This is a genomic window from Rhodococcus opacus (assembly GCF_012396235.1).
In the GTDB taxonomy this organism is placed as follows: domain Bacteria; phylum Actinomycetota; class Actinomycetes; order Mycobacteriales; family Mycobacteriaceae; genus Rhodococcus_F; species Rhodococcus_F opacus.
This window is the reverse complement of sequence record NZ_JAAXPA010000023.1, coordinates 1-22,000: the sequence shown is the minus strand read 5'-3', so window position 1 is coordinate 22,000 and position 22,000 is coordinate 1. Positions and strand designations below refer to the sequence as shown.

General features: G+C 65.2%; 19 protein-coding genes and 1 pseudogene. 16 read left to right on the top strand and 4 right to left on the bottom strand.

Features of this window, described 5'->3' with window-relative positions; all coding sequences use genetic code 11:
• Window positions 1-147: 147 nt before the first annotated feature.
• A complete protein-coding gene (locus HGB39_RS26185) occupies window positions 148-1,242 on the bottom strand; it encodes a hypothetical protein (protein ID WP_247607501.1) in 1,095 nt (364 codons plus the stop codon).
• Window positions 1,243-1,338: 96 nt separating this feature from the next.
• Window positions 1,339-2,085, bottom strand: a complete 747-nt coding sequence (locus tag HGB39_RS39020; RefSeq protein ID WP_247607500.1) for a hypothetical protein — start codon at window positions 2,083-2,085, stop codon at window positions 1,339-1,341.
• A gap of 542 nt (window positions 2,086-2,627) precedes the next feature.
• On the opposite strand from HGB39_RS39020, the gene HGB39_RS26175 reads away from it, so the two are divergent.
• The 12 genes and pseudogenes from HGB39_RS26175 (at window position 2,628) to HGB39_RS39010 (ending at window position 14,173) form a co-directional block, all read left to right on the top strand.
• On the top strand, window positions 2,628-4,091 hold the full coding sequence (locus tag HGB39_RS26175; RefSeq protein ID WP_064080016.1) for a site-specific integrase: 1,464 nt from the start codon (window positions 2,628-2,630) through the stop codon (window positions 4,089-4,091).
• A complete protein-coding gene (locus tag HGB39_RS26170) occupies window positions 4,091-6,013 on the top strand; it encodes a hypothetical protein (protein WP_155755968.1) in 1,923 nt (640 codons plus the stop codon). Before HGB39_RS26175 ends, HGB39_RS26170 begins: the two co-directional genes overlap by 1 nt.
• Window positions 6,010-8,103 carry a site-specific integrase gene (locus tag HGB39_RS26165; RefSeq protein WP_064079959.1) on the top strand — a complete coding sequence of 698 codons (2,094 nt, stop codon included), beginning with the start codon at window positions 6,010-6,012 and terminating at the stop codon, window positions 8,101-8,103. The genes HGB39_RS26170 and HGB39_RS26165 overlap by 4 nt, the downstream gene beginning before the upstream one ends.
• Window positions 8,100-8,549: a hypothetical protein gene (locus tag HGB39_RS26160; protein ID WP_210752986.1), complete on the top strand. Its 450-nt coding sequence runs from the start codon at window positions 8,100-8,102 to the stop codon at window positions 8,547-8,549. The genes HGB39_RS26165 and HGB39_RS26160 overlap by 4 nt, the downstream gene beginning before the upstream one ends.
• Before the next feature lie 438 nt (window positions 8,550-8,987).
• Window positions 8,988-9,203, top strand: a complete 216-nt coding sequence (locus HGB39_RS26155) for a hypothetical protein (RefSeq protein ID WP_064079960.1) — start codon at window positions 8,988-8,990, stop codon at window positions 9,201-9,203.
• A 28-nt stretch (window positions 9,204-9,231) separates the two neighbouring features.
• Window positions 9,232-9,636: a hypothetical protein gene (locus tag HGB39_RS26150; RefSeq protein WP_064079961.1), complete on the top strand. Its 405-nt coding sequence runs from the start codon at window positions 9,232-9,234 to the stop codon at window positions 9,634-9,636.
• A 130-nt stretch (window positions 9,637-9,766) separates the two neighbouring features.
• On the top strand, window positions 9,767-10,114 hold the full coding sequence (locus tag HGB39_RS26145) for a hypothetical protein (RefSeq protein WP_064079962.1): 348 nt from the start codon (window positions 9,767-9,769) through the stop codon (window positions 10,112-10,114).
• A gap of 17 nt (window positions 10,115-10,131) precedes the next feature.
• Window positions 10,132-10,359 carry a hypothetical protein gene (locus HGB39_RS26140; RefSeq protein WP_064079963.1) on the top strand — a complete coding sequence of 76 codons (228 nt, stop codon included), beginning with the start codon at window positions 10,132-10,134 and terminating at the stop codon, window positions 10,357-10,359.
• Window positions 10,360-10,445: 86 nt separating this feature from the next.
• Window positions 10,446-11,117 (top strand): ParB/RepB/Spo0J family partition protein, encoded by a 672-nt coding sequence (locus HGB39_RS26135; RefSeq protein ID WP_247607499.1) that lies wholly within the window; start codon window positions 10,446-10,448, stop codon window positions 11,115-11,117.
• Window positions 11,050-12,174: a tyrosine-type recombinase/integrase gene (locus tag HGB39_RS26130; RefSeq protein WP_064079965.1), complete on the top strand. Its 1,125-nt coding sequence runs from the start codon at window positions 11,050-11,052 to the stop codon at window positions 12,172-12,174. Before HGB39_RS26135 ends, HGB39_RS26130 begins: the two co-directional genes overlap by 68 nt.
• Window positions 12,171-13,723 (top strand): annotated as a pseudogene (locus tag HGB39_RS39955) (tyrosine-type recombinase/integrase); the annotation flags it as partial. The gene HGB39_RS26130 and the pseudogene HGB39_RS39955, both read left to right, overlap by 4 nt.
• 33 nt (window positions 13,724-13,756) lie before the next feature.
• A complete protein-coding gene (locus tag HGB39_RS39010; protein WP_247607513.1) occupies window positions 13,757-14,173 on the top strand; it encodes a hypothetical protein in 417 nt (138 codons plus the stop codon).
• A 3-nt stretch (window positions 14,174-14,176) separates the two neighbouring features.
• Here the strand turns inward: HGB39_RS39010 and HGB39_RS26120 are convergent, their stop codons facing one another.
• Window positions 14,177-15,139: a recombinase family protein gene (locus HGB39_RS26120; protein ID WP_064079966.1), complete on the bottom strand. Its 963-nt coding sequence runs from the start codon at window positions 15,137-15,139 to the stop codon at window positions 14,177-14,179.
• Window positions 15,140-15,348: 209 nt separating this feature from the next.
• Here HGB39_RS26120 and HGB39_RS26115 point away from each other — a divergent pair, with 209 nt between their 5' ends.
• From HGB39_RS26115 to HGB39_RS39005, 4 genes are all read left to right on the top strand, one after another.
• Window positions 15,349-15,609, top strand: a complete 261-nt coding sequence (locus HGB39_RS26115) for a ribbon-helix-helix domain-containing protein (protein ID WP_064079967.1) — start codon at window positions 15,349-15,351, stop codon at window positions 15,607-15,609.
• Window positions 15,606-15,842 (top strand): hypothetical protein, encoded by a 237-nt coding sequence (locus HGB39_RS26110; protein WP_064079968.1) that lies wholly within the window; start codon window positions 15,606-15,608, stop codon window positions 15,840-15,842. Before HGB39_RS26115 ends, HGB39_RS26110 begins: the two co-directional genes overlap by 4 nt.
• A gap of 578 nt (window positions 15,843-16,420) precedes the next feature.
• Window positions 16,421-17,044 carry an FHA domain-containing protein gene (locus tag HGB39_RS26105; RefSeq protein WP_064080019.1) on the top strand — a complete coding sequence of 208 codons (624 nt, stop codon included), beginning with the start codon at window positions 16,421-16,423 and terminating at the stop codon, window positions 17,042-17,044.
• 879 nt (window positions 17,045-17,923) lie between these two features.
• Entirely contained in the window at window positions 17,924-19,561 is a 1,638-nt protein-coding gene (locus tag HGB39_RS39005; protein WP_064079969.1) for an endonuclease/exonuclease/phosphatase family protein, read from the top strand.
• 1,032 nt (window positions 19,562-20,593) lie between these two features.
• On the opposite strand, the gene HGB39_RS26095 is transcribed toward HGB39_RS39005, so the two are convergent.
• On the bottom strand, window positions 20,594-21,214 hold the full coding sequence (locus HGB39_RS26095; protein WP_064079970.1) for an FHA domain-containing protein: 621 nt from the start codon (window positions 21,212-21,214) through the stop codon (window positions 20,594-20,596).
• Window positions 21,215-22,000 lie beyond the last annotated feature (786 nt).

The following is a 22,000-nucleotide window of genomic DNA, read 5'->3' as shown; positions in this document are numbered from 1 at the left end:
ATAGGCAACCAGCACCGGGACGTGATCGGCGCCCAGCGCGTACTCGCAGGGGTCAGCGCTCGTCCCGAGAGCGGATCCCGTTCCGGGACGAGCGTCGCCGGCAGCCGGACATGCGTTCGGCGCCGATCTCGTCCCGCTGGTGGTTCCTCATCCGGACCCTTCTATCGTCCAGTTTGCGATTCTCGGGAAGGCAGCTTCGAGTTCGTTGACCAGGTCCTTCCAATGCGGTCCGTACGCAAGCAGCGTGCCACGGAGGGCGATGAATGCGGCGACTGCTGGGTCGGGGTCAAAGCCATAGATGAGCGCGTTCATTGCGCCGTATACGGGATCGACAGGCTGTCCATCGAAAACGGACACGATCTGAGTAGCCGGCACGTCGGGATCTCCGCCGGTCTTCGCCTGCACGGCCGCGGCGTAGATGTCCTTCGGTCGTTCCCACAGCCCGGCCTCAAGTACGGTGACACCGTTCGACACCCACTCGATGTGGAGAAGTCCGATTTTTGTCAGGGCGCGTCTCGGAAGCCACTGGGCGACCGACCGGAGTTCGTCGTCACTGAGGGCTAGAAGTTTCTCGGCAAGGAGTCGATCGACGTGTGCCACGTCCTTGAACTCGTTGAAATTCCGCAGTTGGACTCGTGACACACTTTTGCGGTTTACCAGGCGCTTGAGCTTCGGCCGTCCCAGCGGCCGCGGACTCGGTGTCTGCACCGGCTCCCGAGGAGTCGGGGTCAGTGCCGATGGAAGCTCAGGGTCGACCTCGCTCCAAGCGGTGTCGGTCTTCTTCAGTCGCACGAAACCCTGGACGCGAGGGACTGGCCACAGTTGCACCAAGTAGTCTTCGCTCGGCTCGGCTACGTCCATGTCCCAGTTCGCATCACGGCCTCGAGCGTGCACCCGGACCCGGTATCTACCTGGGTCGAGGACTGTCAGCTCGGTGAAATCTTCGACTGGTTCGCCCTGCAGGGTCATCACACACAATGCGGAGGCGCTGATAGTGCACTCAGCAACGTTCTCCCAATCCTCGAACAACGTGCTTTCAGGCTGGTCGCCAAGTAACTCAACGCCGATCGAGACCGGGCCATACGCGACACCGGTATGTACCGTCAGGAAGTCGCTACCTGCGTCGAAGAGACTGCATTCGACAGCGACAGCCAGGGTGTCCGCATGTCGCTCGCCGATGGTGAATTGATGATGATCCGCCTCGACAGTGCTCCACTGCGTCATCATCCTGATGCTAGTCATCGACTTATGCGACATCTTGGTGATCGACTCGACCAGTGCTCCGGACGAGGATCGGGCACCGGGGCGGCCGGCGGAATCCATCCGCGGCTTCCGCTCCTATTCTGGACGTTGCCCTGGTCCCCGCTTTTGCAGAAGTTCCGTATTCACCAGGTCGCTGTCGACCGTGATCTCCTGCGAGGCTGATGCCGGCCACGCTTCGAGCGAGTCGGTGTGCAGCACATCATCGATACATCGTGTGCTGCCGCCGAGATAGGCGCATGGGAAGTCGAAGTGTGTGGCCACGTACCAGGCTCGATCGTCCGGCCACCACAAGTGAGCTTCCAGCCCGTGGAGCGTGTCTGCTGCCCGAGCGACCGGACCTCGTAGGAGGTAGTAGCGGAAGCCCTCGACCGTGAGTTTCGGAACGTTGCGGGGAATCTCGTCGAATGCGGTGTTGCCTTCCCAGAACCCGAACCAACAGCGTTCGGGGGTGGTGGTGTGCTGCGCGAGCACCTCGCCCAGAGCTGTCAACTGCTGGGGCCGCCACGGCGGTACGGGGGATTCCGGGACGATGGGGGTCGACTGGAAGTATCCCTTCGGGGCGAATTCGAGCATTGTCTCCAGCTCCATCGAAGGATGAGCCATCGCGCCCGTGACACGGGCGATGTCCGACCAGCGCAGCCACCGCGTATGCCCGCCGTCGTCGACCGACTGCACCGGGTGCAGCACGCGGCCATAGGCTTCGAACCCGGCGGGCACGAGTGAGACCACCGTGGTTTTCCGCGTCACCTCGATTCCGTCGCGAACCCAGTACCCAGCTGACATGTCGTATTGAAGGTCCGAATCCTGCCATTCGCTCTCCATACAGCCAGTCTCCGCCGGCGGCCGAATCACCACTCGCGTTCAAGCAACGGAGAGGACCGCTCGGTGGCGGCCGGTCGCGTTCGGACCCTTGGACGACGGATCAGGCCAGAGCCGTATCCCGTTGCAGGAACCCTCACCGGCTCGTCCCGAGAGCCGGCCGTTGACCGGAACTCGCTGACCAGCGCCGTTCCGGTAGCCCCGTCCGGTGATGTTTTTGCTTTCGGGGCGTCAATCGGGACACCCCGAACGATCTGGATCACGCCGAAGGTGGGCGAATCTCACCACGGTGGCGGATCCGCCACCGGCCCGCCACTCGCCGTGAGATTCCGCCACCGCATTCGAGATCCGCCACGCCGCCACGTCGAATGCAATCTCACCCAATTGGCCAACTGGCCATTGAGTGGCCATCCCAGATGAGATTTGGCCACGAGTTCTTTTCATGGTTGAAATCTGTCTCATCGGCCCTGTCTGTGTTGCACAAGTGATTGCTGTGTCGTAGCGCTCGTGTATCTATGTCCTCCGTCGTCTCGGAGGAGGATTGGGTGTTCCTGTCGTTTGTGGATCCGTCGTTGCTTCGTACGCACCTGGACGGCCACGGTGTGGACTCGGCCGGCGTGGTTCGGCTGCTCGAGTATCGAGCGATCCCGGCCGGGACACCGGTGTTCCTCGACGAGCTGACGATGCGGCCTGTCGAGCCGTTGTGCTCGTGGTTCCGACATCTGGTCTACGAGGAGAAGGACGCCAAGACGCTGCGCGAGTATGCCTACATCGTGCGGCGGTTCGTCCACTTCCTACGGTCCCGCGACCGGGGCCTGCTCGAAGCGACCGAATCCGACTTCAGGGCGTACCGCGTTCTGCGCACACAGGTGCAGGACAAGCCGGTCGGCGATGCGACGTGGGGGAAGGAGGCCCAGTTGCTCAACCAGCTCTACCGATGGCTGGTCGAGCACGGCTACCTGCGTCACCTACCGCTGCGGATGACCCATAGGGGACGCAATCCGCTGGCGCCCCGACTGCGTCGGGGCATGGATATTCGCCACATGAGCTTGCCGCAATACCGTTACTTCCGCGACGTCGGCCTGGGTGGGCAGTTGCCGGACTCGCAGGCCAGCACGGTGTTCCGTGGTCGAGCGCCGCTCCGTAGTCGGGCCGCCGCCGACTTGGCGTTGTGCACCGGGATGCGTCCGGAGGAGTGGTCGACGGTGTTGCTGCCCGAGCTCGGTGTCGGGCGGCGTCGACCGGGCGAATCCATGGAGTTCCCGGTGCAGGCCTGCGCGAAGTATGGCAAGTACCGCGAGATCTACGTGCCGACCGGAGCGTTGGACGCCGTGGACACCTTTCTGCTGGTGGAGCGTCCGGAACTGGTCGCCGCCTCGTCGAAGTCCCTGGCGCGTCGACGCCGGGAGTTGTTCGTCGTCGATCACATCGATCACGGGGCCGGGACGCTGCGCGGCGCCCTGGACGGTCGGCGCCGGACGTTCGCGATGTCCGCGATGGGGCCGGAACTGCGGCGAATCACCATGCGGGAGAATGAAGATGGCGTCGAGCCGCTGGCGGTGTTCGTCGGCCACGGCGGTCGGATGCTCGGCCCTTCATCCTGGTATCGCATCCGCTGCGACGCGTGGGCGCGGATGCGCGTTCATGCCGACGCTCCCGGTGCACCGTTGCTGCCGCGGCGGCGGTGGAGATGGCACGACACCAGGCATACGTTCGCTTTGCAGCTGCTGTCGTATCTGGAACAGCAGATGGACGGCGACGAACCGGACGCGGTGGCGCGGCGTCGACGCCACATGTCCTACCTGGGTGGTCATATCAAGCACAACCCGTTGTTGATCGTCAGCCGGAGGCTTGGGCATTCGAGCCCGGCAACGACGTACGCCTATCTGGAATACAGCGACGATCCGATGAACGCGGTGGACGCCGCGTTCTCCGAGTGGACGGTGCAGGAAGGCGACACCTACGCCGATATCGCCCGCCACGTGCTCGTCGAGGGTGGTGAGCGCTGATGCCTCGCCGGGGCGACCACCAACACGACTTTCCTGGGGTCGACGAGCCGGAGGCTCCGGTCGACCGGATCGGTATCCGTTTGGTGCGGGCACCGGACCGAACCGGCATACCGCGGGAGATCACGTTGGACCCTGCCGGGTTTCGGTGCGCCGCGTTGGCCGGGGAGCTGGCCGACGAGTGGGTCGACTACGCCGAGATCAGCAGGATCTCGGGCGGGTCGGCCGCCCTCGGCCGCCGAGCGATACGCAATTTCTGCACGAAAGTCGACTTCCTGCTCGCCGAGGACGCGCGCGAGGCCAGCCTGGCCAAACAGCACCCCGATATCGCGGCCGTGTTGGCCGAGTGGGAACGAACCCTTCCCGCCGACTACCGGGCGGGCTCGACGACGCCGTCCACCCTGGCGGCGATGGTGCGGGCACTGATCGCCCGACGCGCACAACACGATCAGCGACCGGTGGCCCCGCATCTGCGTCGGCTGGTCGACGGCGAGGTCGGGGTGGCGGCGGGCAGCACGCAGGAAGTCGACGAGTTCTCCCGCAAGGACAAACGCGCCGTCGTCCGCGCGGCATGGGCCTGGGCGAATGAGCTGGACTCCCGTCTTTCCGAGGGGTGGGCGTGGGCCGCCCAGGGCCGCGACCCGGCCGAGCACGGTTGGACCAGCGTGGCCGATCTGCTCTGGGGACTGGCTCGTCAGCAGGTCAGCCCGCTCGACATCCGCGACAACCTTCCGGTGATCCATCGGTGGCCGCCCGAGTTGCGGGCCTGCATCGAACGCCCCGACCGGCCCGTCTTTCCGGCGCGGGCGAAGGGGATGCTCGTCCGATGGCTGGTGCGTCAGCTCTATCCCGGTCACCTCGACCTGCACGCCTACCGTGTGTTACTCGTGGCCGCCACCGGGCACACATCCGAGGAGGTCACCGCGTTGACCGGGGAGGATGTCGAGTTCCTGCCCTCGGGCGTTCGATTGACCCTGACCAAGCAGCGGGCTCAGAAGGTGCGGCACCGCACCTTCGGCACCGAGACCGTTCCGGAAACGACGGTCCGCGAGTCTGTCGACTTCACCGACCGGCCCCATCGAGAAGTCGGTGCGATCATCCGGCGTCTCATGCACGTCACCGAGCAGGCCCGGCTACGAGCACCGGACGAACGACGACTGTTCCTGGCAGCGTCGGTCACGGCCGACTACGAGCTGCGCATCGCGCGATGGGACTACAACCTTCCCCGGTCCCGCTTCGTGAACTGGCTGGCCGCCGCGGACGTGACGGTCGACGGGGCGCCCGATATTCGTCGACTGCGTAAATCCACGAAGGTGGAGAAGGCCATCGCCTTCGGTGGCCGCATCGCCGACACGGCCAACGACCACCACGAGGAGGTGTTCCGGGGCCACTACGCGCAGGGCACGACCCTGCGCGTGATGTCCGGCCAGGTGATCGCCACCGCCCAGGATCACTGGTTCACCAAGGCGTTGGAGGGACCGACCGTGCTGACCACCTCCACCGACGTGCTCGATGCCCCCGATCAGGCGGAGACCTTGGGCCTGAGCCCGCGGCAAGCCGAGGACATCCGCCGGGGCGCACTGGACATGGGACTGACCCAGTGCGCCGACCCCCACAACTCGCCCTACGGCCGGTCGGGAGAGCTTTGCCCGGTGGCGCCCCTGCGTTGTCTGGAATGCCGCAACGCCTGGATCCTGCCCAGCGACCTGCCCCAGCTTCTGCTGTTCGCCGACCACCTCGACCGGCTCCGGCTGCGACTGTCCCCGCAGCACTTCGGTCAGCTGTGGGGACAAACCCACACCAACCTCCACGCGGTCCTGGCCGACCGCACGGACGAGGAGAAAGCGTTGGCCCGCAAGCACATCGAGGCCGGTCAGGCCGCTCTGCATCTGCCACTGGTCGCGAAAGTGGAGTTCGACAGTTGAGCATCCAACGATCGAGCCACCGGTCCAGCACCGCCTTCGACGCTGATGAACCCGTCATCGGGTCCCACCCGCTGCTGGCCGACGCGCAGGTGCCGCAGTTCGGCAACACCCGGGAATGGAATCTCAACGGCGTCATCCGCCGACCCGCCCGGCTCTATGCGGCCGCCTGGACGCTGGTGTTCTCCCACGAATTAGCGGAGCCGTCGTGGAATTTGTTGGCGCGTGAACTGAACATGGTCATGCTCAACCCACGGCACCCGGCGGTCATCACGGCGGGGCTGTCCCTGAAACCCACACCGGCGAACCCGTCCACGGTGATCAGCGAGTTGAGCCACCTCCGGCGGCTGGCCAGATGGGCTGAGGCGAACGGGCTGTCGACGGAACTGGCCTCTTGGCAGGACAACGACCTCCGTCGCCTTGTCAGCGACCTGCGCGAGCAGCTGTCCGGCAGCAGCGTCAGGCACTACATCGGCACATTGAAAATGCTGCACCAATACGGTCCCGCCCTCACCGGACAAGGACTGCGCACCGACCCGTGGGCAGGCAAAAGTGCCCGCGAAGCATCGCAAACTCCTGCGGGCGCGGTCGTGTCCACTCCTGCGATTCCGCCGGAGCAATGGTTTCCGTTGATCCGGGCTGCCTGGACCTACGTCCACACCTTCGCCCCCGACATCCTGCGAGCGCACCAGCGCCACCAGGAGCTCGTCGGCAACGCGACGACCACAGCCGATGATCAAGATGCACGCCTGAGCAGATGGCTCGCCGACCCCGCGAACGCCATCCCGGTCCACATCACGCCATACCACGTGAAGGCGGGCAGCGGCGAGGTGAATTGGTCTCTGCTTACGTTGATGATGGGCTGGAAGTCCTCTTGTGTGACAAATATTTTCGACGGGAGACGAGCGGTCGGCCGCCGTCGAATCGCCCAAGTTGAGCATGCGATCGCCGACGGTCACCCCACCACGACCGGCGTCATCGACGACCTCGCCCTGGTGCAGCGCGGCGACGGCACGAGCACCCCCTGGCATCCAGGGCTCAACCCCGTCGCTATCGGACACGAACGTCGCATGCTCCGAAACGCCTGCTTCATCCTGGTCGTGGGTCTGTCGATGATGCGTGATTCGGAAATCCATGAAATCACCCCCGGCTCGATCGTCGAGTACTACGGAACACCGGCGATCAAATCCACCAAGGGCAAACACGACCCGGATCTCCCGATCAAACACTGGTGGATCACCGCGCCGGTCGCCGAAGCCGTAATCATCGCCGAGCAGCTGTCCGAACGGCACGACCGGCTGTTCCCGCCCATACATAGAACAGATGCCGATGTCGCTCGCAGCCACCAGATGCTGGACGCGTTCATCGCCCACGTCAACACCACCAGCGCCGGGACCGGATTGCAGAAGATTCCGCCCGGCAAAACGCGACCGCACATGTTCAGACGGACAATGGCGATGCTGACGGACCAGTTCCCCGGCAGCGAGATCGCCCTGGGCATCCAGCTCAAACACATCGCGTCCAGGGCGCTGGCCAATCGCTCGACTCAGGGCTACGCCAACGCAGACAGCTCCTGGGCCGAGCATTTGGAGTCAGCTATCGAAGCGGCCAGGTTCCGACGAGTGGAAGACCTCTACCGAGCCCACAAGGCCGGGGAACCGATCGGCTACGGTCCCGGCGCCGAACGGATGACGCAAGCCTTCAGCGGCATTCAACAGACGGTGCAAGCTCGAGGTGGCGACGCGATCGTCGAACGGGCCATGCTGCGCAAAGCCCGGCTCTCCATCCGGTTCGGCGTTCTCAACCACTGCGTAATGGACGAGAACAACCCTGTCGGCGCGGCCTGTCTCGAAAACGCCGTCGTTCCCGAAGGCCACAAAGGACCGCTGCAAGACCGGTGCCGTCCGGACCGATGCGCCAACAGCGTCATCGGCCCCGAGCACGTGCCGATCTGGGCCTCGGAGCGCCAAACCCTGCTCACCCTCATCGACACACCAGGGCTGTCGGCCTGCCGCAAAGCCGTGCTGCAGCGCGAGTTGGGCGATATCGACACTGTCATCCGCAAAACTCAAACGGACAAGGAGCAAGAGTGACCACCACCCCCGAGGCTGCAGAGGCGGCCCAGCCCGAGGAGGGAGTGTCTGCCGGCACCGCCAAACGCTTGCGCGAGGCCATGGATCGGCTGATGGCCGGGCGGCCGCAGCGCACCGACGGAAGGTTGATCAAGGACAACCTCTGGAAAGAGGCCGACGTCAGCCGCGCCACCATGAACCGGGCCACCCAGATCATGTCCGAATGGGACGCCCGCGTCGCCGCCTGCGACGGATTCACGCCGGGCGAGGCCCGCAAGAGCGACGAAATCACCACCTTGCGCGCCGCCCTCGCCGACAAGACCCGCGAATGCACCCAACTGTCCCATCGACTCGACGCCGCGGCTACCGCGATCGCCGCTCTGCATCACGACAACACACTGCTACGCCAAGAACTCGACCACCGCGGTCAACTCGTCGTCCTCGACGCCCACCGCACCACGCCCTGACGCCGACTCCTTCAGCCGATAGGCGACGTCTCATGCGCCAGTCGGGGCAGCGTCCACCCGCTGGCGCATTCCCCTCACTGACCAGCCTCGGCGCCAGAATCCGTATGTCTCATGAGACATACGGATTCTGGAGAACAAGGTTCTCGAGACCCTACATGAGCTCCGCTGCGCTCCGCCCTGTTGAAGAACAGCGTTCTTTTGACCTGCTGGCCTTCCGATCCTGATCGACGGCGGCCGGGGAACAACCCCTGGCGGCGCAAGCGCCGGCACAAGGCTCCGAGAACTTTCTCAAAGCGCACTCGCTTCGCTCGCAGAGAAACTTCCCGGCCCAGGGGTTGCACCCCGTCCTGATACCGCCGATCCGACTCTCCTTTGCCAGCAGGGCAAAAAGAACGCCAGGGGCCATGGAAGTGGTCCGGCAGAGCATCGGAGGTTCACGTGAGCAGCACCATCGTCCTCGACAAGGTCATCGACCCCATCGCCGTCGCACGCGCGATCTACGCCGATCTGCGGGTCGAGGAAGACCCCGACTTCGACGACCTGGGCACGGACATGCGCGCCGAACTGGTGGGCATGGTCCTCAGTCTTGTCCCCGACGACCCGTACATCCAAGCGGCCGAGATCCGGCTGGTCCCGGCCGACTTCGGCCTCTGACCACATCCAACCTTCAGGAGGAGACGCTATGCGCACCACCTTTTCCGCCGTCGTGATCGAGATCGACGGCAGCATGACCGCCCAGGACCTCCCGGTCGACCCGTTGTGGGCGAGCCTGCGCATCCCGGCCGGTATCGGCGCGGCCATGGACGCCGTCGGTGACGTCGGCACGACTGGGTTCGTCCTCGGACGCGGCCCGCACCAGGGCACGGCGAGCCTGCTCGTGGGGGCGAACCACCAGCATGTCCCCGCCGTCCCGGTCAACCAGCTGGCCACCGCGATCGTTCACCGGTACGGCCCGGTCACCGACAGACCGATTCGTGGCCGCGCCGTTCTGGTCGCCGGATGGGACGAAAACCCGGAACCGATCCTCGGGCCGGTCGCGGAGGCACTGATCGCCAGCCGCAGCGCTCGCCCCGCCCAGGCGGCGTAAGCACTCCGATCCGGAACGTCGGTGGGAACCGGGCAGCAACTATCTGCCCGGTTCCCACCGACACGACGGATACCACACACGCGACCGGACCGCAAAGGCCCGGTCCCATCACCACCGAAGGGAACCTCAGATGAACGTGACACCGGGAGCGCCGAGTGTGCCGATGCGGGTGCTGCACAACGAGGCACGGGACGCGATGCTCATCGGCTACACCGACGGCGACTCACTGCGTGAGGTGGCCCGGTTCGAGATGGATCCGCGCCGCGATCTGGAGGTGAACCTCGAGGAGGTGTTCGCGGCGTTCAATGAACCCGGCCCCCAGCTTGTCGGACTCGAAGTGGTCCGCCGGTACCGGGCCGAGCGGCACCGATCGCTGAGCAAGGGCGACGTCTTGTTCTACGGCGAGGTCGCGTACGCCGTCGCCGCCGCCGGATTCGTGCGGGTGTACCCGACGCGCGAATCCATCACCTTCCGCTGACAACCCAGGAGATCGAGATGACCGAGGACACGGTCCGCATCATCCGCGAGCAGGGATTCACCGCCGGTGTGCTCGCGTCGTGCGGTGAGAGCGACGACGAGCCGCTGCACGTGCTCGCCGAACGTGCAGGCATCGAGTTCGGCTACATGGCCGCCGAACTCGACACCTTCAACGACGGCTTCGCCACCGGGTGGCAGATGGCACGGCAGGTGTACGGCACCGCCGATACCCCGGCCTCCCGCTGACGAGGAACCACCCGGAAACAAGAGAACACCGGGCAGCAACTATCTGCCCGGTGTTCTCGCCCGAGACAGTACAGGAGAAGGACATCATGACCGCAACACAGCAACTGGTGGGCGTTGAGCTGATCGAGGTCGACCCGCACACCCTCGACGTCGGCAAGAACGTGCGCGACCAGGTGGACCTGGAGGCGACACCGGGATTTGTGGCGTCGGTCCGCGAGCACGGTGTGCTGCACCCGATCACCGCGAACCGCCGCGAGGACGGTGTCCTGGTGGTCATCGACGGCCAGCGCCGCCTCCTGGCGTCGCTCGCCACGGACCGCGACACCATCCCCGTGCTGGTGCGCTCGCAGGACACGACCGATGAGATCGAGCGTGCAATCGCCCGGATCAGCGAGCAGATGAACTCGAACAACCACCGCACCGGCCTGACGACCGCGCAGAACGCCGCCGGGGTTGCCGAAATGCTCGACCTCGGGGTGCCGGTGGACCGGGTCTCGAAGGAGCTGAGCGTGAAGCGGAAGGCGGTCAAGCTGCTCGGCGCAGTCGGACGCCGCGAAGCCGCGCGCGCGAGCCTCGAGGAACAGGGCCTGACGATCGAACAGGCCGCGATCGTGGCGGAGTTCTTTCTTATGTGGACATCTCACGGCGAGTCGGCACGCGGATCGGATCACCCGGTGGTGGGCTGGGGTCATGCACGTGCAGACCGTGAAGACGGGCGGGATCGTGTCCTCGGTGGTCCTGGTGGGACCCGATGGTGAACCGGTGCCGCCGGTAACCCGGTTCCTGCGATACGTGCTTGATTCCGGCCGGAGCCCGAACACCGCGCTCGGGTACGGCTACGACTTGCGCCTGGTGTTCGAGTTCTTCGCCGAACGCGGAATCGATTGGCGCGAATTCCGGCCAGCGCTGGCCCTGGAGCTGCTGGGATGGCTGCGGCGACGACCGGTGCGTGGGCCAGCGCAGCGGCTGGGTCTGGCACCGGTCGGGTCCGGTGGGCGTCTGTTGGCGCCGGCGAGTGTGGCGAGGGTGCTGGCGGCAGTATCGAGCTTCTACGACTGGGCGATCGTCGCCGAACTCGTCACCGGCGAGAATCCGATGCGTCGCCGTCGCGATGTCGCGTTGGCGATGGTCGCCGAACGGCACCGTCCCTTCATGGGAAATGCAAGTCGGCAGCAGCCGGTCAGCCGGGAGGTGCGGGTCCGGTTGCCACACCGGTTGCCACGTCCGATGAGCGAGCCCGAGGTGACTGCGCTGCTGGAGAGCATGACCTGTTTGCGGGATCTGACGATGGTGCTGTTGATGCTCGACGGTGCCCTGCGGCCGGGAGAGGTTCTCGGGCTTCAGCTCGGCGACATCGCTTATGGCCGCCGGCGGGTCACGATTCGCAAACGCGATGACCATCCGCGGGGCGTGCGGGCGAAGTCCCGGAACGAACGGGTCGTCGACCTGCTCGAGCCTCGCACGTTGGATGCGGTGAATCGGTATGTGCTCCATGAACGTCCGGTCGACGCATCGAGTCCGTTCGTATTTCTGGTCGGGGGCAGGGGCGCTCGCCGTTGCGAGCCGCTCTCGTATGCCGCGCTCGTGCGGATGTTCGCCCGGCGGCTGGACACACTCGGGATACGCACGGTGGACAAAACCCCACACGCCCTGCGGCATACCCACGCAACAGCAATGTGGGAGGCGGGAATGCGGGAGTTGGCGTTGCAACGACGCCTCGGACATGCCTCACCGGAGTCGACCCGGATCTATACCCGGGTCTCCGACCAGCAGGTTCGTGACGAGTACACGGCCGCCCTGCGGGACCGCCGATGACCGGGCCGGCAGCGGCTGGAGCTGTACCTCTCCCGCGCCGGCACGTCGATGAAAGCGAATACCGGGGGTGGGTGGACGCGCACGTTCCCCACGTGCCGGCCAGGTGGGAGCGGATGGGTGCCTATCGGCGGTTCGTCGAGCGATGGCCGGACCTCGAGGCGTGGTTCGAGCAGTCACTGCCGGTGCGCTTGGGATTTGTCGGCGAGGGCATGCGATCGAACGGGCGCACCGACTCGCATCGCGCCAGCGGATATCTGGTGTATCTGTCCATGGTGCAAGGGGTTGGCCTGGACTTCGACTTCCTTCTCGGCCGGAAGTACGCACGTCTGCTGGACCGGCGCAGCGGCAGCACCGGCCTCGGCGTCGATCTCCTATTGTTCGAGCAGTGGGTCGCGCGGCTGACCGAACTGGGCCACTCCCCGGCCAAGGCACGGAACAGTCTGACGTGGTGCCTGGGCCGGGTCATGCTCCACCGCGGCGACCCCGACATGACCGCGATCACCGCCGCCGATCTGTTCGCATTCGGGTCAGCCATCCGCGACTTCGCCGCACGCGACGATTTCAATGTTCTGCGCCGGACCCTGTTCGCGAACGGCCAGTTTCACGATGATCCGGACGCCAACCGCGGGTTCCTCCGCAATCACCTCGCGAACCTGCACGCCACCCACGTGCTGCTGTACAACGTCGGCCAGGTCACGGCAGCGCCGCGGATAGGCACGCGAACGATCGAAAACTGGACCGACCGATTGCTCCCCGAACCGTGTCCGCCCAAGATCAGGGCGGTCATCGAGCGATACCTACAACTGCGGCTCGACGCCAAGCTCGATCGCCCGCAGACAGTGCACAACGCCCGGCAGGCTCTGCGCCGGTTCGTCAACTGGCTCGGCGAAAATCACCCGCAGGTCAACAGTTTCGCCCAGGTCGATCGCGCCATCGTCGAGGAGTACATGCGGTGGCTGCCGACCTGTCCGAGTCAACACACCGGTCTGCCGCTGGCGACGACCACGGTCAAGCACGAACTCAACGCGATCGCCGGGTTCTGCCGCGACACCGCGGTCTGGGGATGGGCGGAGGTGCCAGGGCGACCGTTGCTGACCTCTCGTGACACACCGCGGCGTCCGGAGTCGATCCCCCGGTATCTTCCGCAACACGAACTCGACGCGATCATGACCGCGGTCGACGACCTGACCGACCCGCTGCAAAGGGCCGCACTGCTGTTGCTGCGCTGGTCCGGCGCCCGCCGCGACGAAATCCGCCGACTGACCTGGGATTGCCTCGACACCTATCCGGGCGGGCATCCACGGCTGCGGATCCCTGTCGGCAAAGGCCGCACCGAACGGATCGTCCCGTTGCACCCGGACGCGGCCACGGCGCTCGAGCATGCCATCAGCCTGGCCCGGGCACAACGCTCGATCGCCCGGATCGACGAGGTCACCGGCCGCCGGGTCGATTACGTGTTCGTTCGGCGCGGCAAGCTGCTCTCGGGGCGCACCGGTTTCGGCACACCCTCGGCACCCAGCTCGCCGAGGGCGGCGCCCGGATTCAGACGATCATGGCGATACTCGGACATCGCAGTGCGACGATGTCCATGATTTACAGCCGCATCTCCGATCCCGAGATCCGGCGCCAGTACGAGACGGCCCTCGCCGACGGGCACCGGATCGCCGGCCCGGCCGCCGACGCCCTCCTGCACGACGCTCTCGACGACAAGACCGTGGACTGGCTGAAGACGAACTTCCTCAAGACCGAACTCGAACTGGGGCACTGTCTGCGGCTGCCCGCCGAGGGTCCGTGCGAGTGCGACCTGATCCTGACCTGCCCGAAGTTTCTCACCACCAGTGAGTACGCGCCGCGGATCCGGGCGCGCCTGGCGACCGAGCAGGTCCTGATTGATGACGCCCGCGCCCGCGGCTGGGACCGGGAAGTCGAACGGCACGAAGCGACGTGCCGGCGGCTGCAGCACTTGCTCGATGACCTCGACGACGGCGGAACCTGCTGAGGTTCAGGAATGGTTGGGGCACAACAGGTCCGACTCCACTGCCCAGTCCTGTTGCGCGAGCCAGTCCCGCACCGCCGCCGGGATTTCGTCGGTGCCGGAATCGGTGCCGGTGACCAGCGGACCGTCCCCGCACCGGGAGCAGCTGACCACCAGGACGTGGCCGTGGGGCTGACAGTGGGCGCAGTGCCGGGCCTCGCGCAGCTCGCCGCGATCGCCGAGGTGCAACCAGATGGTCGCGAGATCGGCGCGGTGCGGGATGAGGTCCCGTCGGGTGGCGGGCTCGTATCCGCAGGTCGGACAGGACGACGGTCCGGCCGCCGGGGACGAAGGCGCCGTGACGGGTGTCGGGGTCTTCGTGTCCGCGGGTTGCGGGATGTCAGCGGTGAGCGTCTCCGGCGGACGAGACGGGAGATGGCGGTAGAGCGTCGAGCGGGTCAGTCCGGTCTTGTCGGTGATCTCGGCGATGGTGGCGCCGCCGTCCCGGAGTTGGGTGGCGTAGGCGAGTTGGGCGGCGGTGACCACGCTGGGTCGGCCGGTGCGTCGTCCCTTCTCGGTGGCCACGGTGCGGGCGTGGGCGGCCCGCTCGACCGCGTAGGTGCGTTCCATCTGCCCGAACAGGGCCAGTAGCACCACCGCCAACTGGCCCATCGGGTCGTCCGGGTTCGACGAGTCGATCCGGATCGGATCGGCCAGGTTTCGGAATCCGATGCCGCGCTGGTGCAGGTCGTGGATCAGGTTGAGGGTGTCGCGGACGGTGCGGCCGAGCCGGTCGAGGGTGTGCACCACGATCACGTCGCCCTTGCGGGCGTAGCCCAGCAGCGCCTGCAATCCGGGACGTTCGGTGGTGGCCCCGGACTTCTTGTCCACGTAGATGTTCGCCGGGTCGACCCCGGCCTTGCGGAGCGCGTCGATCTGCCGCGTCAGGTCCTGCTTGCTCGTCGACACCCGGGCGTACCCTAACTCCATGTGACGAGAGTACCGAAAGTTAGCTCTGTACGACCTTATGACACGGAATACAGGACGAATTTTCGACTGCGAGCTGGGCTTTTGTTTGTATCCGGGACGGGCCCGATGGCGCTGGACGCCGAGCGGCAGGTATCACTCGGATCGACCCCCCCCGGGGGTCTGGTGGGCGATCGTGGCCCAAACTTTATTTTCGTATTACGATAATGGGCATGGCTGAGGAGACGATCAACGGAGTACCCGTCACGGACGGGATGATCCAGAAGTGGGCAGACGAGGCCGAGGCCGGTTACGACGTCGAGAAGTTGCGCAAACGCGGCAGACCGACCGTGGGGGACGGCCCCGGCGCGGTGGTGCCGGTACGGATGGACGAGGCATTGCTGAAGGCATTGAACGCCCGTGCCGAGCAGGAGCATGTTTCCCGATCCGAGGCGATTCGAGAAGCGGTGCGTGCCTGGACCCAGGTCGCGTGAAGGCGCATAAATCCGCGCTCAAACACGGGATCAGCGAAAACGATGGCATCTACGCGGCAGAGCATCACGTGTATACCGCTGGTCTGGACGACGACAACCCCGCGCGCGAGTTCCGGCTGGGTTTCGATCCGAACGGTCGGCTCCTGGAACTGGTTGTCCTGCGCTTCGACAGTGGGAACGAGCTGCTCATTCATGCCATGAAGGCGCGCTCGCAGTACTTCGACCTCTTGTAGCGATCGCCGCGAGGCCGGGGCGAGAGCCTCCCCTGGAGGCGGACGGTGCGGCCGCCGGTCGAGGGTGCGCACCACAATCACATCGCCCGTTCGCACGTAGCTGCAGTTCGGGACGTTCGGTGGTGGCCCCCGGACTTCTTGTCCGCGTAGACGTTCGCCGGGGGGTGATCCCAGCTTTGGTGAGCGCGTCGATCTGGCCGCGCGAGTTCCTGTTTGGGCGTCGTTATCCGTGCGTACCCCAAATCCATTTCCAGGGGCGTACTGAAAGTCAGGCCTGCACGAAGGTTGTGACACGCAATTGTGGAATTAACTTGTGAGACGCCTCGACCTGGGTTTTATAGGATCCGGAGACGGTCCGGGTGGCGTCTCATTTTTCAAGGAAATGGGACAGGTCTTTGTCGCGATCTTCCTCGAAGTGGTGCACGCCACCGACGGGATGGATTCCGTCGGTGGCGGTGTTCGCGCGGCCATTCTGTGCGCTCGCTTACGGGGACCTGGCTCGCGCCGTTTTGATGACCGATTGCGATCAGAATTAGAATGAGTCCGTCGGGTATTTTCCCCGACATATGGGAGTGGTCATGGATGACCTGTCGAGCGGTCCCCGCCTCTGTTATTCCGACCGCGCCGGCATACCGCGGGAATTCGTTCTCTCCGACCATGCACCGCGGGTGATGGTGGGGCGCTCCTCCGACGCCGATATCGCGTTCACTGCGGATCCAGATGTTTCCCGGCTTCACGCCACCGTCGAACGGATCGGGACGTACTGGACGATCGTCGACGACGGGATGTCCCGTAACGGGACTTTCGTCAACGGGGAGCGTGTGACCGGTCGCAGACGGTTGAGATCGGGTGACCGCATCCGCATCGGCTCCTCGATGTTGGCTTTCCGCCACGATGGGCGCGCCAGTGGCGCGCTGACCAATGTCGCCCATGCCGTGCCCACGCGCGAGTGCCTGACGAAGACGCAGCGCACGGTCCTGATTGCGCTCTGCTCCCCTCGCAAGCACAGGTCCGGTTTCGCCAGTCCCGCTTCGAATCAGCAGATCGCCGATCAGCTGGGCGTCAATGCCGAGACAGTCAAAACACACATGAGGGCATTGTTCTCCAAGTTTGGGGTCGAGGATCTTCCACAGAACCAGAAACGGGCCCGGCTCGTCGAACGGGCGATGCAGAGCGGGTTCATCACCGACAAGGATCTGTGACGGAACCTCTCCTCCGCCGATGTCGGCATACTGCGTTCTCGCACGATGAGGCATCGCCTATTCGTAAGCCTCGACGAGGTGCGGGGCGTCCGTGGCGACCGATGTCAGCCCAGTACACCGGTCGGGCGACACCTGCGGGTACCGCTTCCCTGTTCCAGCGCTGCCCTTCCTCGCAATATCGCTCGTACGCCTCGTCATATTGCTGAAAAGAGGTCCTTCGATTCCTGCTCGGTGATGGTGCATACGCTGACGCTGACCGCGACGTCTTCGCTCATGATGGTTACTTTCGGTGTCGGTATCGGCGCCGCCGGCCATCGTCTCCGGTGTGGATTTCGGGCGGGGGCGGAATGGTTCCGGCAGCCTCGTGTCGAAACGGCGGTGGCCGTTGTTCGTGTGAATCTTGCTCGTTGTGGGGGCACCAACAATTGTGGGGTCGGTGGTGGTGCGAATTCGTCCCCCGAAGTGGGGAAGTCGCCGCCTCGTCGGGGTGGACGATTTTCCACCCTAAGTGGGCGGGGGCGGGTGTTTCGGCGGGCCCAAGTTCCGGGTTGTCCGCAGTGGGTCAGCGAAGAATCCGGTCAACTGCCGGGCCGTGGCGGGTCTGAATGCCGCGGCGGAGACACCGAATTCGCACACCACCGGCCGCCTCCGGCCGCGATCCCGGGTCGGGACTTCCCCGGCGAGCGGGTCGATCGGCGGTGATGAGGGCGGACGAAAGTTCCACCCTATGGCCACTGTTTCCGGAAGGTGTCATGCAGGAAGAATCAGTTTCCTCGCCAATCGACGAACCGACCTTCGGCTCATATTCCGCTCGGAGAGTGAAAACCCCAATATTCGTCCGATTGGCTTTCCAGACGACTGATAAGAAATGGGAAAATCGTGAACACTCCACATCTCAACCTCGGCCCCATCGTGCTGAAATGGGCCGCATTGGGCGGACCGGACGGATTCCTCGGCAAGGCCGTCGGCAACGAGCAACCAAATCCGGACGGCCGAGGCCGCCGGCAACGCTTCGAGCACGGTTACATCTACTGGTCGCCCACCACCGGAGCCCACGAAATCCACGGAAACATCTTTACCAAGTGGGAATCTCTGGGATGGGAGAACGGCATCCTGGGGTATCCGACCAGCGACGAACAGGACGAGCCCGGCGGCGGTCGCATCAGCAATTTCGAACACGGCTCGATCCGTTGGCGCAAATACGCCGCACCCCTGTCGTTCGTGCAGCACAACCTGGCCCTGCTGCCTTTCCCCGGCAACTACAAGGGCAGCGAACGCGACAAGGCGATCGGCGCCCTCATCGACAACCTGCGCCGCACGCGCCCGGATGTCGTCGGACTGAGCGAGGTCTTCGTCGACGACGAAAAGGACACCATCCGCAAGCGCCTGCGGGCGATCTACCCCCATCACAAGTCCGGACCGGATGAAGCCGACCTCGAATCGGACGGTGGCCTGCTGCTGTTGAGCAAATATCCGTTGGTCGCCGAGCACAGCACGATCTTCCGGCAGTCCGCCGGCGAGGACAGTTACGCCAACAAGGGCGCCTTGCATGCCCGCATTCAGGTCCCCGGCCATCCCACCCAGTACGACATCTTCCTCAGTCATACCCAGAACCCCAACGCAGGCGGGCGCGGGGCCGCCCGTAAACAGGTCAAGGCGCAGCTGAGCCACCTGGCCAGTTTCGTCCACGGGTTGAGCAGTCCGCTGCGGCCCGCCCTGCTGATGGGCGACCTCAATACCGACGCCCTCGACCCGGACCTGTACAGGGATATGAAGAACCGGCTGGGGTACTCGCTCGATCTGTGGACCACCACCGGAAACGGCACCAAAGGCGTCACCTCCGGGGACCCGGCCAACACGTTCGTCCTCATCGACAACCCACTCGACCCGAGCACCTTCAATCCGCCGCTCCCTAGCGGCGATCCCACACGGCATCGCCGCGGCACCCGCATCGACTACTTCCTCAGCTGGCACGGGCCCCAGTACTGGCCGCTCTACCGCGACACCACCGTGCTGGTCTGGCAGTCGAGTCCGGGACGCGACATCTCCGATCACTACGGTCTCGCGACCCGACAGACCGACGTTCGGGAACTGCACGTGAGCGTGTATCGGCCGCTAAGCACCATCACCCTGACCCTCGAGCAGTTCCACTGCCTCGAGGAAACCGACGAACTCGGCGACGACACGGTGGACTTCCAGCTCTCGTACACCGCCGCCAACGGATCCCGCGATGCGCGATGGGTCGGCAACGTCGACGGCGTCGCCACCGGAGAGGTGTACAAGTACCGGTCGCCCGTCGTGTTCCGGATCCACGACCCCGGAGCCTGGTTGGACCTGACCGTCAAGGGCCGGGAAAAGGACGACTGGCCCAACGCCGACGACGAGATCGACACCGGCACCATCCGCGTCGAACGCCGTGAACTCACCGAACTAATCGGGCGAACCACACGACGGGTCGTGCGGCTGGCCGGCGACGGCGGCGAATACGCCGTCACGGTGAGCATCGGCGTCGAATAGGGATCCGGCCGTCGCCGCCAGCGCGGGATCGGGGACAGGGACCGATTTCGGGCTGCGCATCGCACCGTGTCCGACAGTTGCCAGGCCTCGGCAGGATGATCAGTGGCCCGTCGTGGGTGAGGGCGCGCATGGTGGTGTCGGGCGCCGTGTCCGATGACGAGGGTGGCGTCCGGCAGGATCTGCTCGTAGTCCCGGAAGCCGTGGGCGAGCCTGATGATGATCGATCTGCCGTGGCGGCGGCGTCGATCATGAACGATCGAGGCCGAATTCCCGGATGGTTTCGGCGGGGTGCCAGGTAGAGAATTGTGTACACAGAGCGGGAATCCCGACCATTCCGAATGTGATACCCGCAAATAGTTATCACAACAATTCCACCACAGCACTCGGCGCTCAGGCCGGGTACACGAACTAGTAAGTGCCCAATGAATAACAGATTTTTGAGCGCGGCGTCCGTTGCATCGGCCGCGATCGTGCCCCTGATTTCCTTCGGGTCCGGCATCGCCTCAGCCACTCCACCGGCAACCATCAGCAGCGGCGTAACGGTCGCGTACGTCTCCGATGCAGCTCAGCCCGAACCCATCCCTGGAGCGGCAGGTCAGCGGTGCTCAGTAGATCGGGTCGGAGTCGACGTGAACACCGGCGAGGACATCGTCTGCGTCTACTCCCGCGATTACTACCCGGACGGAGAGTGGGTCATCGCCGACATCGTCGGTGTCCACAACATTGGCGAACCATGCGACCCCTCGACCGACAGGGCCTCACAAACGCCGGAAGGAATTCCGATCTTGTGTGTACAGGGCCAGGGGTGGACGCCTGGGCCATAGGCCGAACAGGTGCAGTCGGCTCTCGTTGATCAGCACCTCCAGCAAGAACCCAGAATCCCCACCTCGGAGGGTCTACCCGGGTATACCGCCTGTTTTCGGCGCGTACTACCGCAACCTCAGCATTTCGTGGGCTGCGGCGCCAGCTCCCGCTGCACCGACTTGTGGCGGCCCCGCACGGAGCGGGGAGAGCCGGAGGGTCGAGGGATTTTCACAGATCGCTGGTGGTGATGATGCCGCTGTGTCGGGCGCGGGCGACGAGTTGCATGCGTTTCTGGTTGTTCGGCAGATCCTCAAGGCCGAACTTTGAGAAGAGAACGCGGAGATGGCATTTTATCGTGTCCACAGTCAAGAAGAGGTGGTCGGCGATCTCTTGGTTCGAGGCGGGGTGGGCATAGGCTGCGTCGTTCTTGTAGGGCCGGCACAACTCCACCAGGACCGCGAACTGCGCCGGGGTCAGGGCGGCGCGGGTGGGCAGGGCGTCGGCGGTGCCAGTCATCTCCCCGCTGGCCGCAATGAAGGTGCGGAAGGTCAGCGACGAGGATCCGATTCGGATGACGTCACCGGCGTGGAGTCGTCGGCGCCCACTGAGGCGGTCGCCATTGACGTAGGTGCCGTTGCGGGAAAGTCCGTCATCGGTCACCGTCCAATAGGATCCGATCCATTCGATGGTGGCGTGCAGCCGCGACACGTTCGGATCTGATGGCAACGCGATATCGGCCTTCTCCGAGCGGCCCACGGTGATCCGCGGTGCGTCCACGGACAACACGAACTCGCGCGTGCCGTCTCCGCCATCGAGATAGCAGAGGGTCGGTTCGCTCAGTGCGTTCATCGCCGTCCTCCCCGCAATTTCGGGCACACGACTTTCGGTCGGACGCTTCGCCTTGCTGCCAGTCTAATTCCGCAGGTCGGCGCGGCACCATGGTCGGCGGTGCGGTTCCATCCCGCACCGGCGTGCCGATTCCGGCGAGGGGTGATAAAGGTCCACCCGGCGGGTGAAGATTCGGCCGCGGCCAGCGCATCACACTGAAGGTCGACCACTTCGACCCGAGAAGATGCCATGCCTCGAACACGTCACCACACCCACCACGTCCGTCAGGAACTCGGTGCACGTCGGGTATTGCCCCGGCGCGCAGCACCGGCGCAGACTGAAAGCACCGAACGCGCACCCGAGGGGGTGGGGCAGATGCCCCGACCTACCCGCTGGCGGCGGGCGGTCATGGTGATGTCCACCCTTGTGGTCGTCGGCGCTCTCGGGTTTTTCGGGTTCCTCTCAGTCTCAGGGCCCCCGCTTGGGGGCGCGGCGCCACACTCGGTGGCCACCGATGTTGTGCGGCAACAACCCGTCGCGCCGTGGCCGACGATGCCCCAGCTTCCTCTCCCAGGGTTGGGAGAGAGTCTCGACCCGGCACCGTACCCCGCTGCCGACCATCAACAGCCGATCTGTGTCCCCGAAGGTGTGAAGTGTTCCGACCCGGGGATTCTGGACATTCCGATCGAGCCCGAGGGTTGCCTGCCGAATTGCGGTCCGGGGATTCTGGAGACTCCGATCGAGCCCGAGGGTTGCCTGCCGAATTGCGGTCCGGGGATTCTGGAGACTCCGATCGAGCCCGAGGGT